This window comes from Peijinzhouia sedimentorum, from assembly GCF_049340005.1.
GTDB lineage: Bacteria > Bacteroidota > Bacteroidia > Cytophagales > Cyclobacteriaceae > CAXBDP01.
Genome location: NZ_JBMPIY010000001.1, coordinates 416,853 through 437,939, shown reverse-complemented (window position 1 = coordinate 437,939; position 21,087 = coordinate 416,853). Strand labels below are relative to the sequence as shown.

At 37.6% G+C, this 21,087-nt stretch carries 18 protein-coding genes and 1 CRISPR repeat array; of the genes, 15 read left to right on the top strand and 3 right to left on the bottom strand.

Features of this window, described 5'->3' with window-relative positions; translation table 11 throughout:
• Positions 1-26 precede the first annotated feature (26 nt).
• From ACOXY8_RS01990 to ACOXY8_RS01965, 6 genes are all read left to right on the top strand, one after another.
• Positions 27-626 (top strand): Crp/Fnr family transcriptional regulator, encoded by a 600-nt coding sequence (locus ACOXY8_RS01990; protein ID WP_458329886.1) that lies wholly within the window; start codon positions 27-29, stop codon positions 624-626.
• Positions 627-695: 69 nt separating this feature from the next.
• Positions 696-1,400 (top strand): hypothetical protein, encoded by a 705-nt coding sequence (locus ACOXY8_RS01985; RefSeq protein WP_458329885.1) that lies wholly within the window; start codon positions 696-698, stop codon positions 1,398-1,400.
• 64 nt (positions 1,401-1,464) lie between these two features.
• Positions 1,465-2,169: a nitrilase-related carbon-nitrogen hydrolase gene (locus ACOXY8_RS01980; protein ID WP_458329884.1), complete on the top strand. Its 705-nt coding sequence runs from the start codon at positions 1,465-1,467 to the stop codon at positions 2,167-2,169.
• A gap of 325 nt (positions 2,170-2,494) precedes the next feature.
• Positions 2,495-2,629 carry a hypothetical protein gene (locus ACOXY8_RS01975; RefSeq protein ID WP_458329883.1) on the top strand — a complete coding sequence of 45 codons (135 nt, stop codon included), beginning with the start codon at positions 2,495-2,497 and terminating at the stop codon, positions 2,627-2,629.
• 145 nt (positions 2,630-2,774) lie between these two features.
• Positions 2,775-2,930 carry a hypothetical protein gene (locus ACOXY8_RS01970; protein WP_458329882.1) on the top strand — a complete coding sequence of 52 codons (156 nt, stop codon included), beginning with the start codon at positions 2,775-2,777 and terminating at the stop codon, positions 2,928-2,930.
• 203 nt (positions 2,931-3,133) lie between these two features.
• A complete protein-coding gene (locus ACOXY8_RS01965; protein WP_458329881.1) occupies positions 3,134-4,072 on the top strand; it encodes a hypothetical protein in 939 nt (312 codons plus the stop codon).
• Between the two features lie 542 nt (positions 4,073-4,614).
• Positions 4,615-5,439: direct repeats of the CRISPR family, unit length 36 nt; unit sequence GTTGTGATTTGAGTAAAAAGGAGGTTATTTGATATT.
• Positions 5,440-5,531: 92 nt separating this feature from the next.
• Here the strand turns inward: ACOXY8_RS01965 and cas2 are convergent.
• From cas2 to cas9, 3 genes are read right to left on the bottom strand one after another with little or no spacing between them, the layout of a single operon-like run.
• Positions 5,532-5,870 (bottom strand): CRISPR-associated endonuclease Cas2, encoded by a 339-nt coding sequence (cas2, locus tag ACOXY8_RS01960; RefSeq protein WP_458329880.1) that lies wholly within the window; start codon positions 5,868-5,870, stop codon positions 5,532-5,534.
• Positions 5,852-6,754, bottom strand: coding sequence for a type II CRISPR-associated endonuclease Cas1 (gene cas1, locus ACOXY8_RS01955; RefSeq protein WP_458329879.1), 903 nt, complete (start codon positions 6,752-6,754; stop codon positions 5,852-5,854). The genes cas2 and cas1 overlap by 19 nt, the downstream gene beginning before the upstream one ends.
• Entirely contained in the window at positions 6,751-10,302 is a 3,552-nt protein-coding gene (gene cas9 / locus ACOXY8_RS01950) for a type II CRISPR RNA-guided endonuclease Cas9 (RefSeq protein WP_458329878.1), read from the bottom strand. Before cas9 ends, cas1 begins: the two co-directional genes overlap by 4 nt.
• A gap of 260 nt (positions 10,303-10,562) precedes the next feature.
• On the opposite strand from cas9, the gene ACOXY8_RS01945 reads away from it, so the two are divergent.
• The 9 genes from ACOXY8_RS01945 to ACOXY8_RS01905 all read left to right on the top strand — a co-directional run bounded on the left by ACOXY8_RS01945 (position 10,563) and on the right by ACOXY8_RS01905 (position 20,966).
• Positions 10,563-10,946, top strand: coding sequence for an HYC_CC_PP family protein (locus ACOXY8_RS01945; protein WP_458329877.1), 384 nt, complete (start codon positions 10,563-10,565; stop codon positions 10,944-10,946).
• A gap of 69 nt (positions 10,947-11,015) precedes the next feature.
• Positions 11,016-14,804 (top strand): efflux RND transporter permease subunit, encoded by a 3,789-nt coding sequence (locus ACOXY8_RS01940; protein WP_458329876.1) that lies wholly within the window; start codon positions 11,016-11,018, stop codon positions 14,802-14,804.
• Positions 14,797-16,053, top strand: coding sequence for a TolC family protein (locus ACOXY8_RS01935; protein ID WP_458329875.1), 1,257 nt, complete (start codon positions 14,797-14,799; stop codon positions 16,051-16,053). Before ACOXY8_RS01940 ends, ACOXY8_RS01935 begins: the two co-directional genes overlap by 8 nt.
• A gap of 40 nt (positions 16,054-16,093) precedes the next feature.
• On the top strand, positions 16,094-17,842 hold the full coding sequence (locus tag ACOXY8_RS01930) for an efflux RND transporter periplasmic adaptor subunit (protein ID WP_458329874.1): 1,749 nt from the start codon (positions 16,094-16,096) through the stop codon (positions 17,840-17,842).
• A gap of 19 nt (positions 17,843-17,861) precedes the next feature.
• Positions 17,862-18,488 carry a DUF2911 domain-containing protein gene (locus ACOXY8_RS01925; RefSeq protein ID WP_458329873.1) on the top strand — a complete coding sequence of 209 codons (627 nt, stop codon included), beginning with the start codon at positions 17,862-17,864 and terminating at the stop codon, positions 18,486-18,488.
• Between the two features lie 55 nt (positions 18,489-18,543).
• Positions 18,544-19,056 carry a redoxin domain-containing protein gene (locus ACOXY8_RS01920; protein WP_458329872.1) on the top strand — a complete coding sequence of 171 codons (513 nt, stop codon included), beginning with the start codon at positions 18,544-18,546 and terminating at the stop codon, positions 19,054-19,056.
• A gap of 1 nt (position 19,057) precedes the next feature.
• On the top strand, positions 19,058-20,317 hold the full coding sequence (locus tag ACOXY8_RS01915; RefSeq protein WP_458329871.1) for a hypothetical protein: 1,260 nt from the start codon (positions 19,058-19,060) through the stop codon (positions 20,315-20,317).
• A gap of 20 nt (positions 20,318-20,337) precedes the next feature.
• Positions 20,338-20,568, top strand: coding sequence for a heavy-metal-associated domain-containing protein (locus ACOXY8_RS01910; protein WP_458329870.1), 231 nt, complete (start codon positions 20,338-20,340; stop codon positions 20,566-20,568).
• 47 nt (positions 20,569-20,615) lie between these two features.
• Positions 20,616-20,966 (top strand): DUF4260 domain-containing protein, encoded by a 351-nt coding sequence (locus ACOXY8_RS01905; RefSeq protein ID WP_458329869.1) that lies wholly within the window; start codon positions 20,616-20,618, stop codon positions 20,964-20,966.
• Positions 20,967-21,087 lie beyond the last annotated feature (121 nt).

Sequence of the window (21,087 nt, the reverse complement as noted above, 5' to 3'; positions counted from 1 at the left end):
GCTGAAAAAACCGAACTAAAATTAAAATGACGGAAACAGACAAAATAAAAGATACTTATTTTGATTTATTTATCGAACAGCTTCCTTTATTGAGCCTTGAAGCTAAAAAATTCACCCGTTCTTTTTTAACCCTACAAAAGTATAGAAAAAGGGAATTTCTATATAGAAATGGGGAAGTGCAAAAAGAAATTGGATTTGTATGTCAAGGACTTTTGAGAAAGTATTATGTAAACGAAAAGGGTAGCGAAATAATCACAGGCTTCATAAGTGAAAATGGTTATGCTACCGACTATCCATCTTTTTTAAGACAAAAACCCTCCAAATACCACATACAATGTCTCGAAACAACAATCATAGTGAAAGTACCTTATGAAAAACTTCATGAGGCATACCGTAAACATAAAAGCAGTGAAATGTACGGTAGATTAGTCGCTGAAAAAGTTCTCACAAGAGAAACAGATAGAGTTGAAAGCCTCTTATTTGAAAGTGCTGAAGAAAGATACTTGAAGTTTATAGACGAAAACAAAGATATTATCCATAGAATCAGCTTAACCCATCTAGCATCCTATTTAGGAATTGAACGGCAATCTTTAAGTAGAATTCGAAGTAACCTAGCCAAAAAATGATTTTGTCACCTAGGTGTCAGATGTATAATATCCTTAAGCTGCATTTTTGTGGTATAAAATATTGTAAAGATGAAAGCTGCTATAACTAAAAAAATCTTATTCGTATTACTTCTATTAGTATTCTCTGTATTTTCTAATGGGCAGTATGCCGTCTTTTTTGCCATTTGGGTTTTTACAACAATGCTACTTTTTGCCGTTAGAAAATTACCAAGGTCTCAGGGCTTTTTGTTGGCATTTCTGTCTATAAGTATAGGCTACTACATTGGTTTTGATTTCGTTCCTTTTTTACCCGTAGTAATTTCCGTTACTATTGCCCTGATTTTTAGCCTGCTTTTTTCATTACCCTACTTAATCGATTCATTTTTTTTAAAAAAACGCAAATCCTTTTTAAGCACCTTAATATTTCCGTGTTCGGTTGTGTTAATTGAATATGGGTATCATCAATTTAATCAGTATGGTACTTTTGGGCATTTGGCCTATACCCAAGAATCTCAACTCATTTTATTGCAATCCATTTCTATTTTTGGTTTAGGCTATGTTACATTTTTAATTGCTTGGTTTGCTTCTGTTAGTAATTGGATTTACGAGCAAAGAAATGAATGGAGAAACACAAAAAAGGCAATACTTATTTATGGACTTGTTTTCGGCCTTACATTAACTTATGGAATTTATCGTGTGCAGTTTCAGACACCCAATTCTGAAACTATTCGGATAGCTTCAATTTCTGCAGTAGATAGTCTGAAAGTTTCGATAGATCCTGCAGGGATTAAATGATGTAGAAACTGAAAATGAAGTTAAAATTGAAACCAGAAAAAACACATCCAAACTTAATCAATATTTGTTTGATAGGAGTATCAAAGAAGCTGAAGCCAGAGCAAAAATAGTTTTTTGGGCAGAGGGTAATGGAACAATATTAAAAGAAGATGAAGAGGAGTTTTACAAACAAGCAAGTCAAGTAGCCTTGGAGCAAGAAATCTATTTGGGAGCGGGTATCGTAGTAATTGACCCTTCCAATACTCGATTTCTTGAAAACAAGTTTGTTTTATTCGACAATAAAGGACAAAAAGTTATTGATTATTGGAAAGGTATTTCAGTTCCTGGTGTAGAAGCTGAAATAAGCAATAATAAAGCAACTGGAATCCAAAAAATAGAAACTGACTATGGAATTATTGCAGGGGCAATCTGCTTTGACTTAGATTTTCCAGACTATATAAAAGCTGCCAAAGGGTCGGATATTTTGTTGGCACCGAGTAATGATTGGAAAGAAATAGACCCGCTTCATACAGATATGTCAAAATTTAGAGCGATTGAACAAGGCTTTAATTTAATTCGTCAAACGAGTCTTGGTTTATCAATTGGGGTAGATTATACCGGAAAAGTAATTAGCGAAATGGATCATTTTATCAATGAAGACAAAGTACTAATAACACAACTACCGACAAAAGGAACGAAAACAGTATATTCAATGATTGGGGATACATTTATTATCTTGTGTTTCCTGTTATTAATTTCGGTTACTATCATCCTTAAAAAGAAAGAGTAAATAGCTAATGGAAAAAAACATGCTCGTGGAAGCGGGGTTGCCAGGTATTTTCTAATCCTAATCGGTTAGCGTGTTTGGTTACGGCGGATTTGTAGGAACGAATAATGGTACTTACAGAATTCGATTTTGGTAAAATTCCAGCCATAAATTATTTTTTGAATCTTTTGTTCTTGCAGATTTCGTTGATTTTCAGAAATTTATTCATCCTATATTCTCCTTTAATCAAAAATAACACATCTCTAATCTCTTCTCAAGGTTATTAATATTTCGCTCCGCTGGAGCTATGGGTATTTCGCACAAATTGGGCTATTAATATATCGCTCCCATGGAGCTAATCTTAAAGTCCATCACTCATACTCTTCTTTATCAACATCTCCATAGCCCACAGTTTCAATCGTGGGATAATGGAAAAGCACAAATCAACCTCCCGCAGAATCGACTCATAGCGCAAATTGTCTGAATCATAATTTTCATAATTTATTTATTCTCTATTCTCCTTTAATCAAAAATAACACATCTCTAATCTCTTCTCAAGGTTATTAATATTTCGCTCCGCTGGAGCTATGGGTATTTCGCACAAATTTGGCTATTAATATATCGCTCCCATGGAGCTAATCTTAAAGTTCATCACTCATATTCTTCTTTATCAACATCTCCATAGCAACATCTCCATAGCCCACGGTTTCAACCGTGGGATAATGGAAAAGCGCAAATCAACCTCCCGCACAATCGGTTCATATCGCAAATTGTCTGAACTATGATTTTTTTCGTTCAAATCAATAGCCTATTCTCAAATAGGAAATCTAGTTCAAATACTTTATGTTTATAAGCAAACAAAGAAAAAAAGGTAAGAATAAGGCCTTCGATAATTGGGTAATAGACGAAACTGTTTCGTGTTTTCCTCCAATTGGAGGTGTAAGCAGAATTGAGTTTTGGTTGTAAAATATGTTGGTACAAATTTGAAATGAAAGCAAGAATTCTCGTTTTGACATTAATGACTTTGCTTGTTTACAACCTAACAACGATTGGGCAAACAACAGAATTTCAATACTTCTATCATCCAGAATATTTCAATGATAGCACAATAAAGGAGAAGAGAATTAAAAAAATATCAGTGACAAGTTTTTTAACTAGACCAAATGGGAAAATATATCAAGACAGTAAGAACGTTTACATATTTAATGAACTAGGAGACTTGCTTTGTTCGGAGTCATATTCTTTCAATGAAAATGATTCTCAAGTAATAACGAAGCAAACTATTGACTGCCATGAATATAGAAATGGATTACAGACAAGACATTTAAGGTATCATAATAAAAAGGATTCTGCTGAGTGGGTTGAAGAGTTTTCATATGTGCATGACCGTAATGGAAATATCACAAAAATAATAGTGAAAGACCTTAGCTATCCTCATAATTCAAAAACTATAGAAAAAATCTACGATTCAAAAAATAGAATTTTAATTGAGAAAACGGATTTTGGGTATCTAACAGAATATCGGTATGATTCAAAAGATAATATAATTGAAAGGGTTTGGGGGCCTAAAGAGGGACCAAGAAATAAGAATCTATATTCATATGATGAAGCTGATAATCTAATCAAGTATGAATTTAAGGGAACATCATTCGATAACTACAATACGGTAAAAGAAATTAACAAGTATGATAGTCAAGGTAGAATAATTTTAAAAGAATCAATTTCTGCCGAAAATATAAAGTCACAGATTAGATACTCCTATGAAGGAAAAAATACAATTATAACGAAGCTTATAAATCAAAAGGGAGAAGTCCAAAGCACAACCACTAAGAATTTTGCAAATGGATTAATCCAATCCGAAATGACAGTTAGGGATGGAGTAATTCATTTTAAAGAGGTTTATGATTACGAATTTAATAAAAACTAGTGCCAAGATTACATAAGAAAACATGAGAACGGTAAGTAGTTTATGCAAGGTTTGTTCCCTGTAATACCTTCAGTTGATGGAGATGCAACCGCTCCAAAGTGTCCTCATTTCTTAGCAAACGTATGTGCTTGAATCAACCTTAAATGTAGATAGAATGCTTTAAAATGGATTGAGGACTTAGAAACACTGATATAGTAAGCGAATAATAAAAAGACCAATAACTTAACATAAAACTCCCCGATAATTAACCATTATCCCCAAAGGTTTTGCTCAGACCAAAAGCTCCATTGACCAATAGGAAATAGATGGATCAAATTGCGTAAATAAAGATGTTATCCAACAGTTAAAAGGAAACTGATTAAGATTCGTAAATTAGTGGTATGGAAATGAATCTGCAAACTACAAAACTTGAATTGATTCAATGGCTCTCAACCATTAATAAACCAAGTATCATTGAAAAAATCCTTGCCATTAGAAACAATGAAAAGGAAGACTGGTGGGAATTTGATATTAAGTTGAGCCATTGGTTCTTAGATCGTTGTGTTGTGATTTGAGTAAAAAGGAAGTTATTTGATATTCTGTAAGTACTAAGACATTCGGAGACGTTGTTGTGATTTGAGTAAAAAGGAAGTTATTTGATATTTAAAAAATTAATTCGAACGCTTAATTATCTGTTGTGATTTGAGTAAAAAGGAAGTTATTTGATATTTACCTTCATTCAAACATTTTGCAAACCTATGTTGTGATTTGAGTAAAAAGGAAGTTATTTGATATTAAACCCGGTGAAATCATCATGCAGTTTTGCGTTGTGATTTGAGTAAAAAGGAGGTTATTTGATATTGTAGCCGCATGCACAAGCTCCTCTTTGTCCGTTGTGATTTGAGTAAAAAGGAGGTTATTTGATATTTATAAAAAAGCTGTAAAGGATGCCTACGGGTTGTGATTTGAGTAAAAAGGAGGTTATTTGATATTTAATGGTTGGGATAGCTCCCAACCCTGAAGGTTGTGATTTGAGTAAAAAGGAGGTTATTTGATATTTTATTTGTCGCATATGCAAAAGCAATAATGTTGTGATTTGAGTAAAAAGGAGGTTATTTGATATTGACCGGATATTTACCTTTTTCGATTACTAGGTTGTGATTTGAGTAAAAAGGAGGTTATTTGATATTTGCAGAGAGCCAAACGGCTATTAGCCGTCAGTTGTGATTTGAGTAAAAAGGAGGTTATTTGATATTATTATCATCAGTGCCTTTTGCTAATAAGCCGTTGTGATTTGAGTAAAAAGGAGGTTATTTGATATTTTGTAAAGATGCGTTACCTCCACCAGCTCCGTTGTGATTTGAGTAAAAAGGAGGTTATTTGATATTACAGTTTATTATAAGTGTTTGATAATCTGTAATTTTTATTGAAATCTGGTTGTTGAAATTTGAAGTTCAGCTTCCAGATTTTTCATTTTAAACTAAAATAGCTCAAGCTGATTAGGTGAAGGAGGTAGTGGTTTGGACGCTTTTCCCCAGTAGTTTATGATTTTCTCATACTGTTTATCAGTTACTGATAGGATACTAATATGCCCTTCGATAGGGATGTTTTTATGAATTCTTTTGGTATGAACTTCAGCACTTTCTCTACTGGCACAATGCCTGGAGTACACAGAGTACTGATGCATGGCAAATCCATCTTTTTGGAGTTTCTTTCTAAAATCGGAATAGGCCTTTCTCTTTTTCTTAGTATCCGTTGGTAAATCGAAAAAGACAAAGAGCCACACGATTTGGTAGGCATTTAAACGGCTGTGCCGCATAAGGATGGATATTTAATTTTCTTCAAATTGCCATTAAAGCAGCCTACCAGTGAGGCGGAAGTTTGAGTGAGGCCAACCATTAACGGACTTCTATTTTTACCAAAATGGACATCTTCAGTAAGGATTTTAAGTATTACAGACTTCTCTGATTTACCAAGATTGGCAGTATCCATTCCATTTTGATGCATCTCCCAAACAATTCTATCTACCCAAGGTCTGTAGGGTTCCATTATATCATCGGCTAAGCAAAAATGGTTGTACTTATTATGATGGAAAATGCCAATTGTAGGTAATAAACCACTGCCGCAAAGAGCTCTGGCAACGGCTGCTCGTAAAATAGTATATCCATAGTTTAAAGCAGGGTTTGGTGCATCTCCATTTCTATCTCTTCTAAATTCTCTTCCAAAAACTGCCGGCCAATATCGCATTGCAGCCTTAGCTTCTCTATTATCAGTATCTCCTGCTAATACTTTTGTAGAAATATGTTTTAAGGCGGTACTGTCCATATTCACATAATCAAGCATTGCAGCTTGATTTCTAATTTTAGCTACAATAGTTTGTTTCCACAAATTTTTTCGTAATGCTTCAGAAATGGATAATTGTGCTCTAAATAATTGATTCTGAATTTGATTAGTATCAATATGGTAGAGCATTGATACGGGTAAATAGTTATCGGAGCAAAACACAACAGCAGTATTATTCTGGGCTAACATACTAATTACCGATTGGGTAAAACTGATTTGCGGATGCTCTAAAACCAAAAATCCAATATCCTCAATTGGGATACTCTTTTCTACTTTTGTTTCCTTCTCTTTTAGCACTAATTGACTTAGCTTGGTTGATAAATGATATGGGTTGCTAATAAAAATAGTTCGCTTAATCATATCAAGTGAGTTTTCTCAATTTCACCCAGCTCATTTATCTTTACTTTTACAGGTTTTAATGTCTGCCATCCGGCTTTGTTTTCACCCAAACTTCTTATTCGAATAACTTCAGGGAATGAACTTGAATTAAGTGAACTCTCAAGTGCCAATCTGAAATTATAGTCACCTTTTGAGATTTTCTGAACTCTATAAAGATAGTTATTAATATTTTTTGAGTTTGTTCTCAATTCTCCTTCATAACCAATAATAAACATGTCATTTTCTTGGAGGGTAACAACCATTTTGACTCCATCTTCGGGTAAACTTACTATCGGTATGCCTTGCCTTTTTCTTTCAGCAGCTTTCCAAAAAGTTATTACATCGTCTTTGTATTTACCCTCATTATCAATATAAATAAGTACATGATGGTTGTTTTGTGGGTCTACCGCTGATTTTGGCTCAAAATCTTTTAGTTGCTCTGCTTTACTAAAATTTTCTCTCATCCTTACTTTTAATATTGGAACTGGTTCCCCATTTTTATTAGGCAAATAAACCATAGGTATTTGATTGCCTTCTTTATCCGAATCAAAAAAAACATTCTTATTACTTGGAATCTGATCTTTCTTTGGTCCTTCATAACCTCCTACTTCTTGGATTCTTTCTTCAAGTAATTTTTTTATCCTCATATCGACAACCTTTGAAATATGGCCCTTTGTAGTTAATTTACTTAATGGCTTTCTAATGTGGTAAGCTTTTGAAAGTCCTGGAGCTGTATTTTTACCATATACAGATTCCTTATGTAATTGCCCTCTAGCTGCAACACCTAAATTCTGATATACTTTGCCAAGTTTTTCAGTTTTCACAATTCTATTACTCAGCACTTTTCTATTTGGCTTGTGATAAACTAGAATGCCATGAATTGAATCATAGGCATCAGCCCAAAACCCCGGCCATGGTTCTGGAAACTTCTTTACGTTTGGCTTTCGATCGTATCGATTCCATCTACTCATTTCATTGAGCTGAGCTCTTGAGAAACATGCTAGAGCAATAGCATCAATAGCGTGATGACGATGGTCACCACGATCTTTTTGGTCTTGGTCTTCTTTCAATATTTTATTTAAGCCCCATAAATGTCGCAGATGAGCTGTCATAGAACCAGGTGCAACAATAACTGTAGGACAAATCTTCTTGAGGTAATTTTGCGCTTCTCTACTTATATATCTAGTGTCATTTAACTGCCTTTGTATAAAGGAATCGTCTTCGAATTTTTCAGCAGCGAAACGTTTAAACTTATTGTATCTCTCAGGCCATTCTGGTGAAGTTTGAAAGAGTTTTAAAGCTCTTAATTTTACTTCTTCCCATTTATCTGAGCCTTGCTCACTATAATATTCAAAAGGTGTCCGATTTCCTTTTGCTGCATTTTCTTTAGCAAAGCACAATGTTTTATTTAAGTAGCTATCATCTAATGATCTGCTCCAAGGGAAAATGTGTTCGATTTGAACCTCTCCACTAAATAGTTGAGTAATACTTATTGGATTGCCGCTAAAAGGACATTTTCGTTGGCATTCTTCCCAAAGCTTATATTTCAGGATGTTGTCAGGGGTTTCAAAAAGCTTTAGTTTTGCTAGCTCCTTTTTAATTGCTTCGTTTTTACGTTCTTGGAAGCTTTGCTTGTTTCTAATTTCATTTCTCTTTTTAGCTGAGTTTTTAAGGTCTCGAGCCATTTCTAATTTTACTTCATCTGGCTGTCCGAATCGCTCCAACATTTTATTTACTAAGCGTCTTAATTGAAATAGGGCAGTAGCCACTATCGGATTTCTTAAATCCATGATGGCTTTATCAGCTTCCTTATCAAGAGGTAATTTATTCAGAATTTCACCAGTGTTTTTCAAGTTTACACTATGATGATATAGCTTGTTTAGAGTGATTTCAGGAATATCAAATTCGGTTGATAAAAAGTCTTTTATAGATCTTATATAGCCACCTTTTAATTTGCTGTCAATTATCTCTGGAACATTGGTAATTATCAAATCGATTTGATCATGGCTTAATTCATTCCATTTTTCACCAAAGCAATTTTTAACACCTCCTAAAGTAGTTGCTTTGTCATAAGTAAAACCCATTTCTAGAAAAGGTAGAATATTATTAATTGCTTTTCTGCTAAGGTTTCCAAAGCCATCTTTTAAGTTGAGTTTACTTAAATATTCAGCTTGTTCTTCATCAAAATGATAATTGTTTGTTGCGTATTCCTTTAGGTTACTTTTATCAGTGAAAAAATAAAGTATGTGCCAAATCTCATCTTGTTCCTTGTCAGTCTTTTCAAACCACTTTTTGCCAAAGCATTTGGTACTGGCTAGTTTGCTTATGGTGTAGCAACCAGGAGCAGTTGTTGAATCTTCATAATTAAATTTGTAAGTAGCATCTGACTTTTTGAGTTTTTTTCTTAAGGCACTAAATTTTGGCTTTTCTTTGGTCAACAACTCTTCAAACAGGATTTCTCTATCCTTTTGATCCAGTTTGATTCCATTACATTCAATGCTATTAATGAATTGCCAAGCTCTAAATTTTTCAAATGGAATAGCACTTATTGGTACCCTCTTTTTGCTTGGCTCAATTGGACATTTAGCAATCAATCCTTTTTGTGATTTCAGCGGCCTTTGATAGAATAAAATGCTATCGCTACCTCCACCGAAAAACTCCTTTAAAGGAATCTCCCTTATTATTTTGAGTTTGGTGTTTGCAGGATTTTTTTCATCTTTCTGAATTTGAAATTTTACTCCGTCGGCATTTAGTTTGGTAATTTTGCGCTGGTTTCTTTTGGTATTTGGGTTACCAATTACTCTTGTTTTGGATACTGAAGTAGTTTTATTGGCAAGGCCTAGAATTGCAGCTTGTTTTTCCCAAATAGCATCAAATTCCTCGGTATACATTTTCCGAGTGGTATATCTATTTCTGATTCTTGGTTTACCGTTTTCAAAGGGTTTAAATTCTTTAGGTTGTATGGAATGTAGATATTGTCCTAGAGTTTTATCTCCCTTTGCTGCAATAGTTTCATTAATCCCAGTTTTACCTTCTGCTGGTTTTCCATCATATAAGGTTCCCTCATCTTCCACTACAGACCTGCTATTACTTTGAAATCCTCTTCTTTGAGCGAGATGATAGAATACTCTACCTAATTCATGTTTAGTCAATTCCCCATTGATTGCTCTGTCTCTCAATTCATATGGATTGATTTTAAACCATTCAATTACTTCTTTAGATTTTGGGAATTGTTTTTCGTTTTTCCAGACATCTAATTCATCCAAAGTCACAGGACACATTCCAAACCTGATCAAATGCTTCAATAATAATTTTTTTCGAAGCTTGCGACGATATATTTGTTTCCTAACACCTCTGGCAATTCTTCTTGTTGCATTCTTGGACATTTCGCGCCCTTGGCCATCACCAAGGTTTACTACACCCATTGGAAAAATATTAACTCCAGACCACAGGATTTTCTTTTTGGTAGAATCTATAACTGCTCCACCAATGCTATTTGTGCCCAAATCAAAGCTGAAAATAAGTGCCATATTCAATTAGTTTATAGAAAGAGATTCATTAAAGATTTGAATATATAAAAAAATGTTTGTACTATTGAAACTCAAAGAATAAATAACTTTTACTCTTATCACAATAAGGCTATATGCCGTAGGTGATAAACCTTCAGCCCTGCTTAGGTAGGGCTTTTTTCTTTCCCGAAAAACTCACCACTAATCCACCACCACCTTCCCCAAAAACCCCAATTTTTTTTCCCAACTAAATATCCTTACTTTACGTTTCCAAAGAAGCCTTGAAAAGAGCCATTCATATATCGATCTCCTTCCTACTGATCCTTGCAACCACGGGTGTAAGCATGAGCAAGCATATTTGCATGGATCGATTGATGGATGTAAGCCTTGGAAATAAAACCGAAGCTTGCTGTCCATTTATGGAAACAGCAGAAGATGATTGCTGCGAAAACGAAGTGATCGCATTTGAAATTGACAATGAATTTCAAAAAATAGATCATCAAACCATTGACGAAACAAAATGGAACTTGATTAGTGAAATTCAGTTCAATGATTTTCTCTTAGCTCAAGCCCTAGAAAATATCCCACACTACTTTCCTTACCCAAATGGACCGCCGATATCTTCGGTCGATCTATTTATCTTAAACTGTACATACCTCCTTTAATATCCCTTTGGTTTAGGGAATGAAGCCATTCATTCCTGTGATTTTATTTTCCATAATAAAACCAAAGGCATGTTAAACTCAATCATAAAATTTTTCTTAGAAAATAAGCTCGTTACCTGGCTCTTACTCTTTTTCCTCATCGGAATGGGTCTGGTAAATGCGCCTTTTAATTGGGATATGGGCTTTTTGCCGGAAGATCCCGTGTCCGTAGATGCCATCCCAAACATTGGCGAAAACCAGCAAATCGTATTTACAGATTGGCAAGGCAGATCTCCTCAGGATGTCGAAGATCAAATTACCTATCCGCTCACCACAGCTTTGGTGGGTATTCCAGGCGTGCGCAGCATTCGCAGTACCTCCATGTTTGGCTTTTCCTCTATCTACCTCATATTCAACGATGATGTAGAATTCTATTGGAGTAGATCGAGAATATTAGAAAAACTAAATTCCTTACCAGCAGGTCTGCTTCCAGAAGGAGTTCAACCAGCACTTGGGCCTGATGCCACCGCTTTAGGTCAAATATTCTGGTACACCCTCGAAGGACAAGATGCAGATGGAAATACCGTAGGCGGCTGGGATCTGGACGAACTTCGCTCCATCCAAGACTTCTATGTGCGCTATGGTTTGGCTACTGCCGAAGGCGTTTCAGAAGTCGCTTCTATTGGCGGCTATGTTCGTGAATACCAAATTGATCTGGATCCAAACGCCATGAAGCAATATGGAATCACATTGGATCAGGTAATTGCCGCGGTAAAAGGAAGTAATTTAGATGTAGGTGCGCGAACATTAGAAGTGAATAATGTCGAATATATGATTCGAGGCTTGGGTTATGTAAAAAGCTTAAGCGACCTGGAATCTGCGGCTGTGAAATCCATGGACGCTACAGCCATCCGAATAGGAGATATAGCCAGAGTAAGTTTTGGGCCGGAACCACGTACCGGGATTTTAGATAAATCAGGAGCCGAAGTAGTAGGAGGAGTAGTCGTAGCCCGATACGGCGCCAATCCGATGCAGGTAATTGATAATGTAAAAGCCAGAATCACCGAAATCAGTAAAGGTCTACCCGAAAAAACACTTTCCGATGGCACTATTAGCAAATTAGCTATAGTTCCTTTTTATGATCGTACAGAGCTGATTCAAGAAACCCTCGGCACACTCGAAACCGCACTGATACAAGAGATACTTATTACCATTTTGGTAGTATTGGTGATGGTGTTCAACCTAAGGGCAAGCATTTTGATTTCCTCATTGCTACCTGTAGCTGTGTTAATGACCTTTATCGTCATGCGCTATTTTGGTATCGAAGCCAATATTGTGGCTTTGTCGGGTATTGTGATCGCGATTGGGACCATGGTGGATATGAGTATCGTGATGACGGAGAATATTGTGATCCATGTGGAGCGCAACAAAAAGAAAGAGCCACTCCTCCCGCTTATTTACAAGGCGGCATCCGAAGTGGCACCTGCAATTCTTACAGCCATTTCCACCACCATAGTAAGTTTTATCCCGGTTTTCACCTTAGAAGCAGCCGAGGGAAAACTCTTTCATCCTTTAGCCTACACCAAAACCTTTGCTTTGGTAGCGGCATTAATTGTTACACTTATTGTAATTCCACCTTTGGCTCATTTGCTGTTTTCCATCAAACCATCCAAAGGAAAAGTGAAAATTGGCGTCGCTGTGCTATTAATCATAGGAGCGATTATTTCATTTTTCTTCTTACCGGTATTTGTAGGAGTAGCATTATTAGCCATTGGCATACACCAATTGCTATCGCATTACTTTGCTTCAAGTTATGGCCGATATGGTATTTGGATTGTCAATTCCATCGCCATCTTTATCGTAACATGGTGGTTGGCTGCCGATTGGCTTCCACTAGGTGTACAAGTGAGTTTTATAGCTAACTTCCTATTTGTATTGCTTTTGGCAGGCTTGCTTTTAGCCTTTTTCATGTTGATTATCAAGTACTACAGAGCAATTCTCACGTTCTGTATCGAGCATAAAAAAGCATTCCTTAGCGTCCCGATTTTTATTTTTATACTGGGTCTAAGCTCATGGCAAGGCTTTGGGAAAGTCTTTGGATTTATTCCAGCCGGGTTTGATTTGATTGGGGTAAATGTTAGAACCAATTCCCTTTGGTCTAGTCTGGATCACAGCTTGCCGGGCATTGGCAAAGAGTTTATGCCTTCCTTGGACGAAGGTTCTTTCTTGCTAATGCCTACCTCTATGCCGCATGCGGGAGTGGAGGAAAATAAGCGCACACTTCAGCTGCTAGACATGGCCGTTACAGCCATTCCTGAAATCGAAATGGTGGTAGGCAAAGCCGGAAGAGTAGAATCCGCTCTCGATCCTGCGCCATTATCTATGTTCGAAAATGTGATCCTTTATAAAAGCGAATACAAGACCGATCAGAATGGCAGACGCATGCGCTTTAAAGTGGATAAAGAAGGAGCGTTTATAAAGGACGATAAAGGCGAACTGATTCCTGATAGCAATGGCAAGTACTTTAGACAATGGCGGGAGGAAATTCAGAGTCCGGATGATATATGGAATGAAATCGTTCGCGTGACCAAACTGCCGGGGGTAACTTCTGCGCCAAAATTGCAGCCGATCGAAACTAGGTTGATTATGTTGCAAACAGGTTTGAGAGCTCCCATTGGCATTAAGGTAAAAGGGCCTGATTTGGAAACTATAGAGGACTTTGCCATGAAATTGGAAAGCCTTTTAAAAGAAGTGCCATCCGTAAAACCCGAAGCCGTATTTGCCGATCGAGTAGTGGGTAAACCTTATATTAATATCAATTGGGATCGAAATGAGCTCAGCCGATATGGTTTGAGCATAAGCCAGGTACAAGAGCAATTGGAGGTATTGGTAGGAGGTATGGCCTTAGACAGAACTGTAGAAGGTCGCGAGCGCTATGGCATCAGAATCCGATATCCAAGAGAATTGCGAGACAGCCCGGAAGCCTTAGGTGAAATACTCATTTCGACCATGAGTGGCACGCAAATTCCACTAGCACAATTAGCTGAGATAGAATATCTGGAAGGCCCACAAATGATCAAAAGTGAAGACACCTTTTTGGTCGCCTATGTAATCCTCGATAAGAAGGCTGGCTTCGCCGAAATGGATGTGGTCACAGATGCGCAAAACTACTTAAACGAGCAAATCAGAACGGGCGAGTTGAAAGTGCCCAATGGAGTAACCTTCAATTTCACAGGAAATTATGAAAACCAAGTGCGCGCTGAGAAGCGACTTTCCATTATTATTCCACTCGTGTTAGCCATCATCTTCTTAATTCTTTACTTACAATTTAGAAGAGTAAGCGTCACTTTAATGATCTTCTCAGGAATATTTGTCGCCCTTGCGGGTGGATTTATGTTCTTGTGGTTAGCGGCACAGCCTTGGTTCTTAAACTTCTCATTAGCGGAGATCAATTTTAGGGACTTATTCAATTTAGGCACATTTAATTTAAGTGTGGCCGTATGGGTGGGCTTTATTGCTCTTTTTGGTATTGCTACCGACGATGGTGTGGTTATGGCAACTTACCTAGATCAAAGCTTCGCGAAGAACAAACCCAAATCCATCAAGGAAATTCGCAAAGCAGTGCTTATTGGAGGCAGCAGACGTATCAGACCTTGTTTGATGACCACTGCGACAACCATCTTAGCCTTATTGCCGGTGCTTACATCAACAGGTCGTGGCGCAGATATAATGCTGCCAATGGCGATTCCAATTGTGGGAGGTATGATTACTGAGATTATTTCCATCTTCATATTGCCGGTATTATATGCTTGGTGGCACGAGAGAGAATTGATCAATTCCCAAAAACAACTAAGTCAAGAAGGGAGTCAAAATGCTTAATAAATCAATCCTATGTGGCCTTTTCCTATTGCTTTGGCAATCGTCTTTTGGGCAATCGGTGGACGAGCTTTATCTCGATGCAGCTCAAAATAATCCATCGCTAAAAGTCGCTTATCAAGCTTATTTGAATTCTCTGCAAGAAGTCGAGAAAATTGGGCCATTAGATCCTACACTCAATGCAGGCTATTTTTTGCGGCCCATGATGATGCCGGATGGTGAGCAGCGAGCCATGTTTAGCCTAATGCAAATGTTTCCTTGGTTTGGTACACTCCATTCGGAACGAGCCATGCGAAACTCAATGGCAGAAGTTCGCTATCAAGCATTCTTGCAAAAAGCCAATGAAGTTCTTTATCAAATGAGAAGCTTCCTGATCGAGAGAGAAAGCGCGCAAATACAGCTAAAAAGCCTTAATGAAAAATTGCTTCTGCTGGAAAACATGCAAGAGCTCGCCCGTGCCGGTATCGAATCCGGTCGAGGTGAATTGGCTATGGTGATCAAACTCAATCAGCAGCAGGATCAAATGGAAACTGAACAATTGCTATTGCAAGATGCCATTGAAGAACTGGAGACAAAATTACTCTTAATGGCTGGCAGATCACCATCAGAAAAACCGCTGGATGTGAAATATGATTTACCGAATTGGCAGGAAGTGGACTTTGATCAAATAGAGCTTGAGCTAAATCCGCAATGGCAGGCTTTGGTGGCTGAAAGTGAAGTTTACAATCAGCAAAAGGACTTAGCCAGACGTGAAGGCTTGCCAATGTTAGGTGCCGGACTTAATTACACTATTGTGAGCCCTTTGGACGGCATGTCCAATATGGGATCCGCCAAGAACATAATTCAGCCCATGTTTGCTATTTCTTTGCCCATCTATCGTTCTAAATATAAGGCCTCCCAAAAGTTGGCTGAAATGGAATTGCAAAGGGTGGATTTGGAAAAAGGAAGTTTAGAAAATGAATGGAGAAGAAACCTTGCAAGTATTGAAGCAGAGGTAGCTAAAAGTCTGAAAAGAGTAGATTTATACGAAAGGCAGATCACTCGAAATGTGGATTTACTAAGCCTAGCCAATGCCGGAATAGAAGCGGGAGGTAATGAGGCCTTCAATGAACTATTGCAGATCGAAATGGAACAATTGAACCTAGAACTGCAATGGGAAATGGAAAAAGTGACGCTTGCGAAATTGCGCAATGAAGTCATGTTTTTGTTCGCTATTGATTTCAATGATTTTATTAAAGAAACAGAAAATTGATCAAGAGGACATCTTATCAATTTGAGAAAATACAAACACAATGAAAAAGTACATAGGATATATAATAGCTATTGCCATTGGCTTAATTTTCGGAGCCATAATCTGGTCCGGCAATAATTCCAGTGATGATATGACTGTAAATGCTGATGATCACCAACATGAGGAAGGCACTATATGGACCTGCTCCATGCACCCTCAAATTCGCCAATCCGAACCTGGGCTTTGTCCACTTTGTGGAATGGACTTAACACCCGCCGGCACAAGTGATTCCGACGATGATCCATATAGTTTCCAAATGACGGAAAATGCCATGCGCTTGGCAGCCATTCGTACCGAAAAAGTAGGTAGGGGAGGGAGCAGCGAAAGTAGCTTGGTGATGAGTGCTAGAATCATGGCCGACGAAAGAAACTTGATCAGACAAAGCTCACATATCCCTGGCCGTATCGAGCAATTGTATGTGCAGTTTGAAGGACAGCAAATTGCCAAAGGAGCCAAAATAGCGAGAATCTATTCACCAGAGCTTATTAAAGCGCAAGAGGAGCTCAAAATATCCTCCCGCCTCAACGACCAAGTTTATCAATCTTCACTCAAAAAGCTGGAACAATGGAAATTGACAGCGGCACAAGTTCAACAGATTTTGGATTCCAAAGAGACTATTCAAACATTTGATCTATATGCCGAAAGAAGCGGAACGGTAACGACCAGAATTGTAAATGAAGGCAATTACGTACAAGCTGGAGAAGTGCTTTATGAAGCCAATAATTTATCTCAACTATGGTTGATGGCCGATGCGTATGAGAGAGATTTGGCCAGCCTCAAAGTCGGAACCGAGATTTCCTTTACAGTAGCAGCTTTGCCGGGTCAAACATTCAAAGCCAAAATAGATTTTATCGATCCCTTTATTGATCCGCAAACAAGAACAGCAAAAGTAAGAGCTACCATTAGCAACGCACAAAACTTGCTGAAACCGGAAATGCTCGCACAAGTGTCCATTGGTACCAGCACCAATAGTTCGCAATTGACAGTACCCAAAAGCGCAGTGCTTTGGACAGGTAAAAGGTCGATTGTATATAAACTAGATTCAAGCGAAGAAATTCAAAAATTCAGACTGACTGAAGTAAGCCTAGGGGCTTCTTTGGGCGATAGCTATGAGATTTTGGATGGATTGGAAGCCGGAGATGAAATAGTCGTAAATGGCACTTTCTCCGTAGATGCTGCGGCACAATTGGCAGGTAAAGCCAGCATGATGAATCAAGCGCATCAATATGTGGATAGCGAGACGACGGTTGAAATTGAAAAAGCGAAACTTGATTTGCCCGATCTAAAAGCCGTAACAAGTGAGCCATTGAAAGAAGATATTTATCAGCTTGACATAGCATATATCGCATTGAAAGATCATTTGGTCGCAGCTAATGCAAAGGAAGCTAAATCGGCTGCTCAGAATGTACTAAATAAATGGAATGAGATAAAAATTGATGCTGAAAGTGCCGAGGTGAAAGCCGCTTGGGAGAAAGTAGTAGAGCAGCTTTTAGAGCCTCTTCAAAGACTTGCAAATGAAGATAAAATCGATGTGCAAAGAGATTATTTTATTGGCATTTCAGACATAATGATCCAATTAAACCAGTCTTTCGGAATAGCGGGAGGAACACTTTATATCCAAAATTGCCCGATGGCTAATGACGATAAAGGTGCAGATTGGCTGTCCATGGAGCAAAATATCCGCAATCCGTATTTTGGTGATATGATGATGACCTGCGGATCGGTAGAAGGAAAAATTGAAACTAATTAACTATAAAAATCATAAAACTATGAAAATCAAAAACATTCTAATTTGTCTGGCTCTGCCTCTATACTTGGGAGCTTGTTCTGATAAGTCAACCAATACGGATGATCAAATGCATGACGAAAATGAAATGCATGATGAAATGGAAAGCCACGACCATGAAATGGAAATGTCTGCTGAAGACGAAGAAGACATGACCAAGAGTTTGCCAAAAGAAGAGCATGCGATGATTGATGGCACACATTTTACCATAAAATATACCGCACCTGTAGTAAAGAATCGAGTAATATTCGGTGGCTTAGTAGCCTATGATGAAGTATGGGTAACTGGTGCACATAGAGCTACAAGTATTGAATTTGACAAAGATATCAGCATTGGAGGAACGGTTCTCCCAGCCGGAAAATACGCTATATTCACTATTCCGGGTCAAAATGAATGGACAGTTATTTTCAATAGCGATTGGGATCAGCATCTTGCAGATGATTACAATCAAGAAAATGATTTGTTAAGAATCACCACAAAACCAATTATTAATGACGAAATCGTCGAAAGGCTCAATTATTCATTAAATTCGGCGGGTGAAGGAAAAGCAAAATTGAGTATTAGCTGGGAAAAAGTAAAAATTGAAGTGCCGATTGAGACAGTTTGGTAAAATTGCTTTTTCAGCAAAAACTTCGAAAATGAGATTCATTAATTTTGAAATAAATATGAAAAATAGACTAGTTCAAGTACTTCTAATAAGCACCTTCGCATTGCTTGCTTCCTGTGGAGATAAGGCGAGCAATCAAGCTGAAATGGAATCTACTGATGAGGATAAAATTCTCAGTCTGAATGAAATGAAACTTACAACACTCGATGGAGCTGAAGTAAATCTGTCAGATTATAAAGGCAAAAAAGTGTTGATCAATTTTTGGGCTACTTGGTGCCGACCTTGTATCGCAGAAATGCCGAATCTTGAAAATGCAAAGCTTATTCTAGAGCAAGAGGATTTTGTGATCCTTTCAATTTCAGATGAGGGAGTGGATAAAATCAAGAATTTTGCAGACAAGAATCCCTATGCTTTCACTTGGCTAAAGCTTGAACAAAAAGTAATGGAATTCGAAGTTTATGCCTTACCAAAAACAATTGTGCTTGATAAGGAAGGAAATCAAATTTGGGAACATAGTGGAATAGAGGAGTGGGATAGCCCTGAAATTTTAGGCAAATTAAGAGCTCTTTAGTATGAAAAAGTTTTACATCAACATTTTATTTATCTGTTTAATAATGGCTTGCGAGCCAAGGACCGTATCCGAAGTTGAGGTTTCGGATAAACCAGAAGTGCTGAAAGTAAAAGGCGAATCGATAGGGAATCCAACAGCTTCGGGAAGTGGAATGCTCAATATCGCCAATTCATCCAATACCCTTTATTTCTCATGGATAGAGGAAATTCCGGATGGTGGACATGGATTGAAATATGCTACTTACGCCAATCAGCGCTGGTACGAAACAAACGAAATTGCTCGAGGGGATAATTGGTTTGTGAACTGGGCTGATTTCCCAACTATGGCTGTATTTGAGGATGGTCGAATGGCTGCTCATTATTTGCAGAAAAGTGGTGAAGGCACTTTCCATTATGATGTTGTATTGAAGTTTTACAATCCTGAAACAGAATCCTGGTCGGAGCCGGAATTGCTAAATACTGATGGGCTGCAAGCAGAGCACGGTTTTGTAAGCCTCCTCCCGCTTGACAATGGGAACTTAATGGCAGTGTGGCTGGATGGTCGCAAAACAGCCACCGCGAATAGCGATATGGAAAGTCATGATCATGGCCACGCAGGTGAAATGACCTTACGTGCAGCTTTATTCGATGCTGATTTTAATCGAACCGAAGAATGGGAATTGGATGGAAGAATTTGTGACTGCTGCCAAACCTCTGCCACCCAAAGTGGAGATAAAGTATTTGTAGTTTATCGCGACAGATCAGATGAAGAAATTCGAGATATATCTATGGTCTCTTTTGATGGGAATACATGGACCGAACCAACAAAACTGCATGATGACAATTGGAACATTGCAGGCTGTCCGGTAAATGGTCCTTCAATAACAAGTAATGGAGAAAATATCCTTGCAGCTTGGTTTACGATGGCCGATGGTTCACCAAAAATTCAGTATAAGTTATCTGCTGAGGGCGGTGAGAATTTTGGATCTGCCATACAGTTAAACGGTAACCCAGGGCCTGGAAGAGTGCAAGTGGTGTCATTAGATAATAGAGATAGTTTTGTGGCTATCTGGTTAGAAAATGTAGATAATGTAGTTCAAGTGCTGGCCGCAGAAATTGACAATAGAGGCGAGGTAATTGAGAAGTTTATAGTAGGAGAGAGCTCCGAATCTAGAGCCAGTGGTTTTCCTAGAGTAGGTTATAATGGCGAAGGATTATTATTCGCTTGGGTTGGTTCTGAAGGTGAAAGTGCCGTTACTACCAAATTTGTGGAATTAGATTAAAAGGACATATTAAGAGGTAAATGAAGAAGCAAGAATTTAAAACCAACATTAATTGCAATGGGTGTGTGGCTACTGTAACTCCATATTTGGACAAACTTATTGATGCAGAATGGAGTGTGGATACCAATAATCCAGACAAGGTACTTACAGTTCAAGGAGATTTGCCGCAGGAATCCATAATTAAGGCTGTTCAAGATGCTGGTTTCGAAATCACACCTAAGAAAAGCAAAGGTGTTTTTAATTGGTTCTAGAAACAATTTTCACTTCATAATAGCTAGCAAATAATCATTAGCTGCAAATGAACAGACTAATTAAGCTTGAAGAGCTGGGGCAATTTCTATTTTCAATAGTGCTTTTTAGTCAATTGGATTACGCTTGGTGGGTTTTTCCTGTTTGTATTTTATTGCCCGATTTGTCCATGATAGGTTATTTAGTAAACCCCAAGATTGGTGCATGGAGTTATAATTTATTTCATCATAAACTGTTAGCGATTGTTATACTAGTTCTAGGCTATTGGATAGACAATCCGCTGATTATTTTATCAGGGATCATCCTATTTGGCCATTCTTCGATGGACAGATTTTTTGGCTATGGCTTAAAATTCGAGGATAACTTTAAGCATACACATTTAGGCTGGATTGGCAAATAAGCGTTAGTTCAGTTTTTATGATGCTGGATTTGTGATTAGATGGATAAAAAAACTCTTAAACTCATCAAATCCAATAAATCTTAATTCAGCCAATTTCGATGATGGTAGATAATTTAAAAAA

What these genes read in the sequence shown, in the direction of transcription:
- ACOXY8_RS01990 (WP_458329886.1), top strand. Translation starts at nt 27, where the DNA reads ATGACGGAAACAGACAAAATAAAAGATACTTATTTTGATTTATTTATC.
- ACOXY8_RS01985 (WP_458329885.1), top strand. Translation starts at nt 696, where the DNA reads ATGAAAGCTGCTATAACTAAAAAAATCTTATTCGTATTACTTCTATTA.
- ACOXY8_RS01975 (WP_458329883.1), top strand. Translation starts at nt 2,495, where the DNA reads ATGGAGCTAATCTTAAAGTCCATCACTCATACTCTTCTTTATCAACAT.
- ACOXY8_RS01970 (WP_458329882.1), top strand. Translation starts at nt 2,775, where the DNA reads ATGGAGCTAATCTTAAAGTTCATCACTCATATTCTTCTTTATCAACAT.
- ACOXY8_RS01965 (WP_458329881.1), top strand. Translation starts at nt 3,134, where the DNA reads ATGAAAGCAAGAATTCTCGTTTTGACATTAATGACTTTGCTTGTTTAC.
- cas2 (WP_458329880.1), bottom strand. Translation starts at nt 5,870, where the DNA reads ATGCGGCACAGCCGTTTAAATGCCTACCAAATCGTGTGGCTCTTTGTC.
- cas1 (WP_458329879.1), bottom strand. Translation starts at nt 6,754, where the DNA reads ATGATTAAGCGAACTATTTTTATTAGCAACCCATATCATTTATCAACC.
- cas9 (WP_458329878.1), bottom strand. Translation starts at nt 10,302, where the DNA reads ATGGCACTTATTTTCAGCTTTGATTTGGGCACAAATAGCATTGGTGGA.
- ACOXY8_RS01940 (WP_458329876.1), top strand. Translation starts at nt 11,016, where the DNA reads ATGTTAAACTCAATCATAAAATTTTTCTTAGAAAATAAGCTCGTTACC.
- ACOXY8_RS01935 (WP_458329875.1), top strand. Translation starts at nt 14,797, where the DNA reads ATGCTTAATAAATCAATCCTATGTGGCCTTTTCCTATTGCTTTGGCAA.
- ACOXY8_RS01930 (WP_458329874.1), top strand. Translation starts at nt 16,094, where the DNA reads ATGAAAAAGTACATAGGATATATAATAGCTATTGCCATTGGCTTAATT.
- ACOXY8_RS01925 (WP_458329873.1), top strand. Translation starts at nt 17,862, where the DNA reads ATGAAAATCAAAAACATTCTAATTTGTCTGGCTCTGCCTCTATACTTG.
- ACOXY8_RS01920 (WP_458329872.1), top strand. Translation starts at nt 18,544, where the DNA reads ATGAAAAATAGACTAGTTCAAGTACTTCTAATAAGCACCTTCGCATTG.
- ACOXY8_RS01915 (WP_458329871.1), top strand. Translation starts at nt 19,058, where the DNA reads ATGAAAAAGTTTTACATCAACATTTTATTTATCTGTTTAATAATGGCT.
- ACOXY8_RS01910 (WP_458329870.1), top strand. Translation starts at nt 20,338, where the DNA reads ATGAAGAAGCAAGAATTTAAAACCAACATTAATTGCAATGGGTGTGTG.
- ACOXY8_RS01905 (WP_458329869.1), top strand. Translation starts at nt 20,616, where the DNA reads ATGAACAGACTAATTAAGCTTGAAGAGCTGGGGCAATTTCTATTTTCA.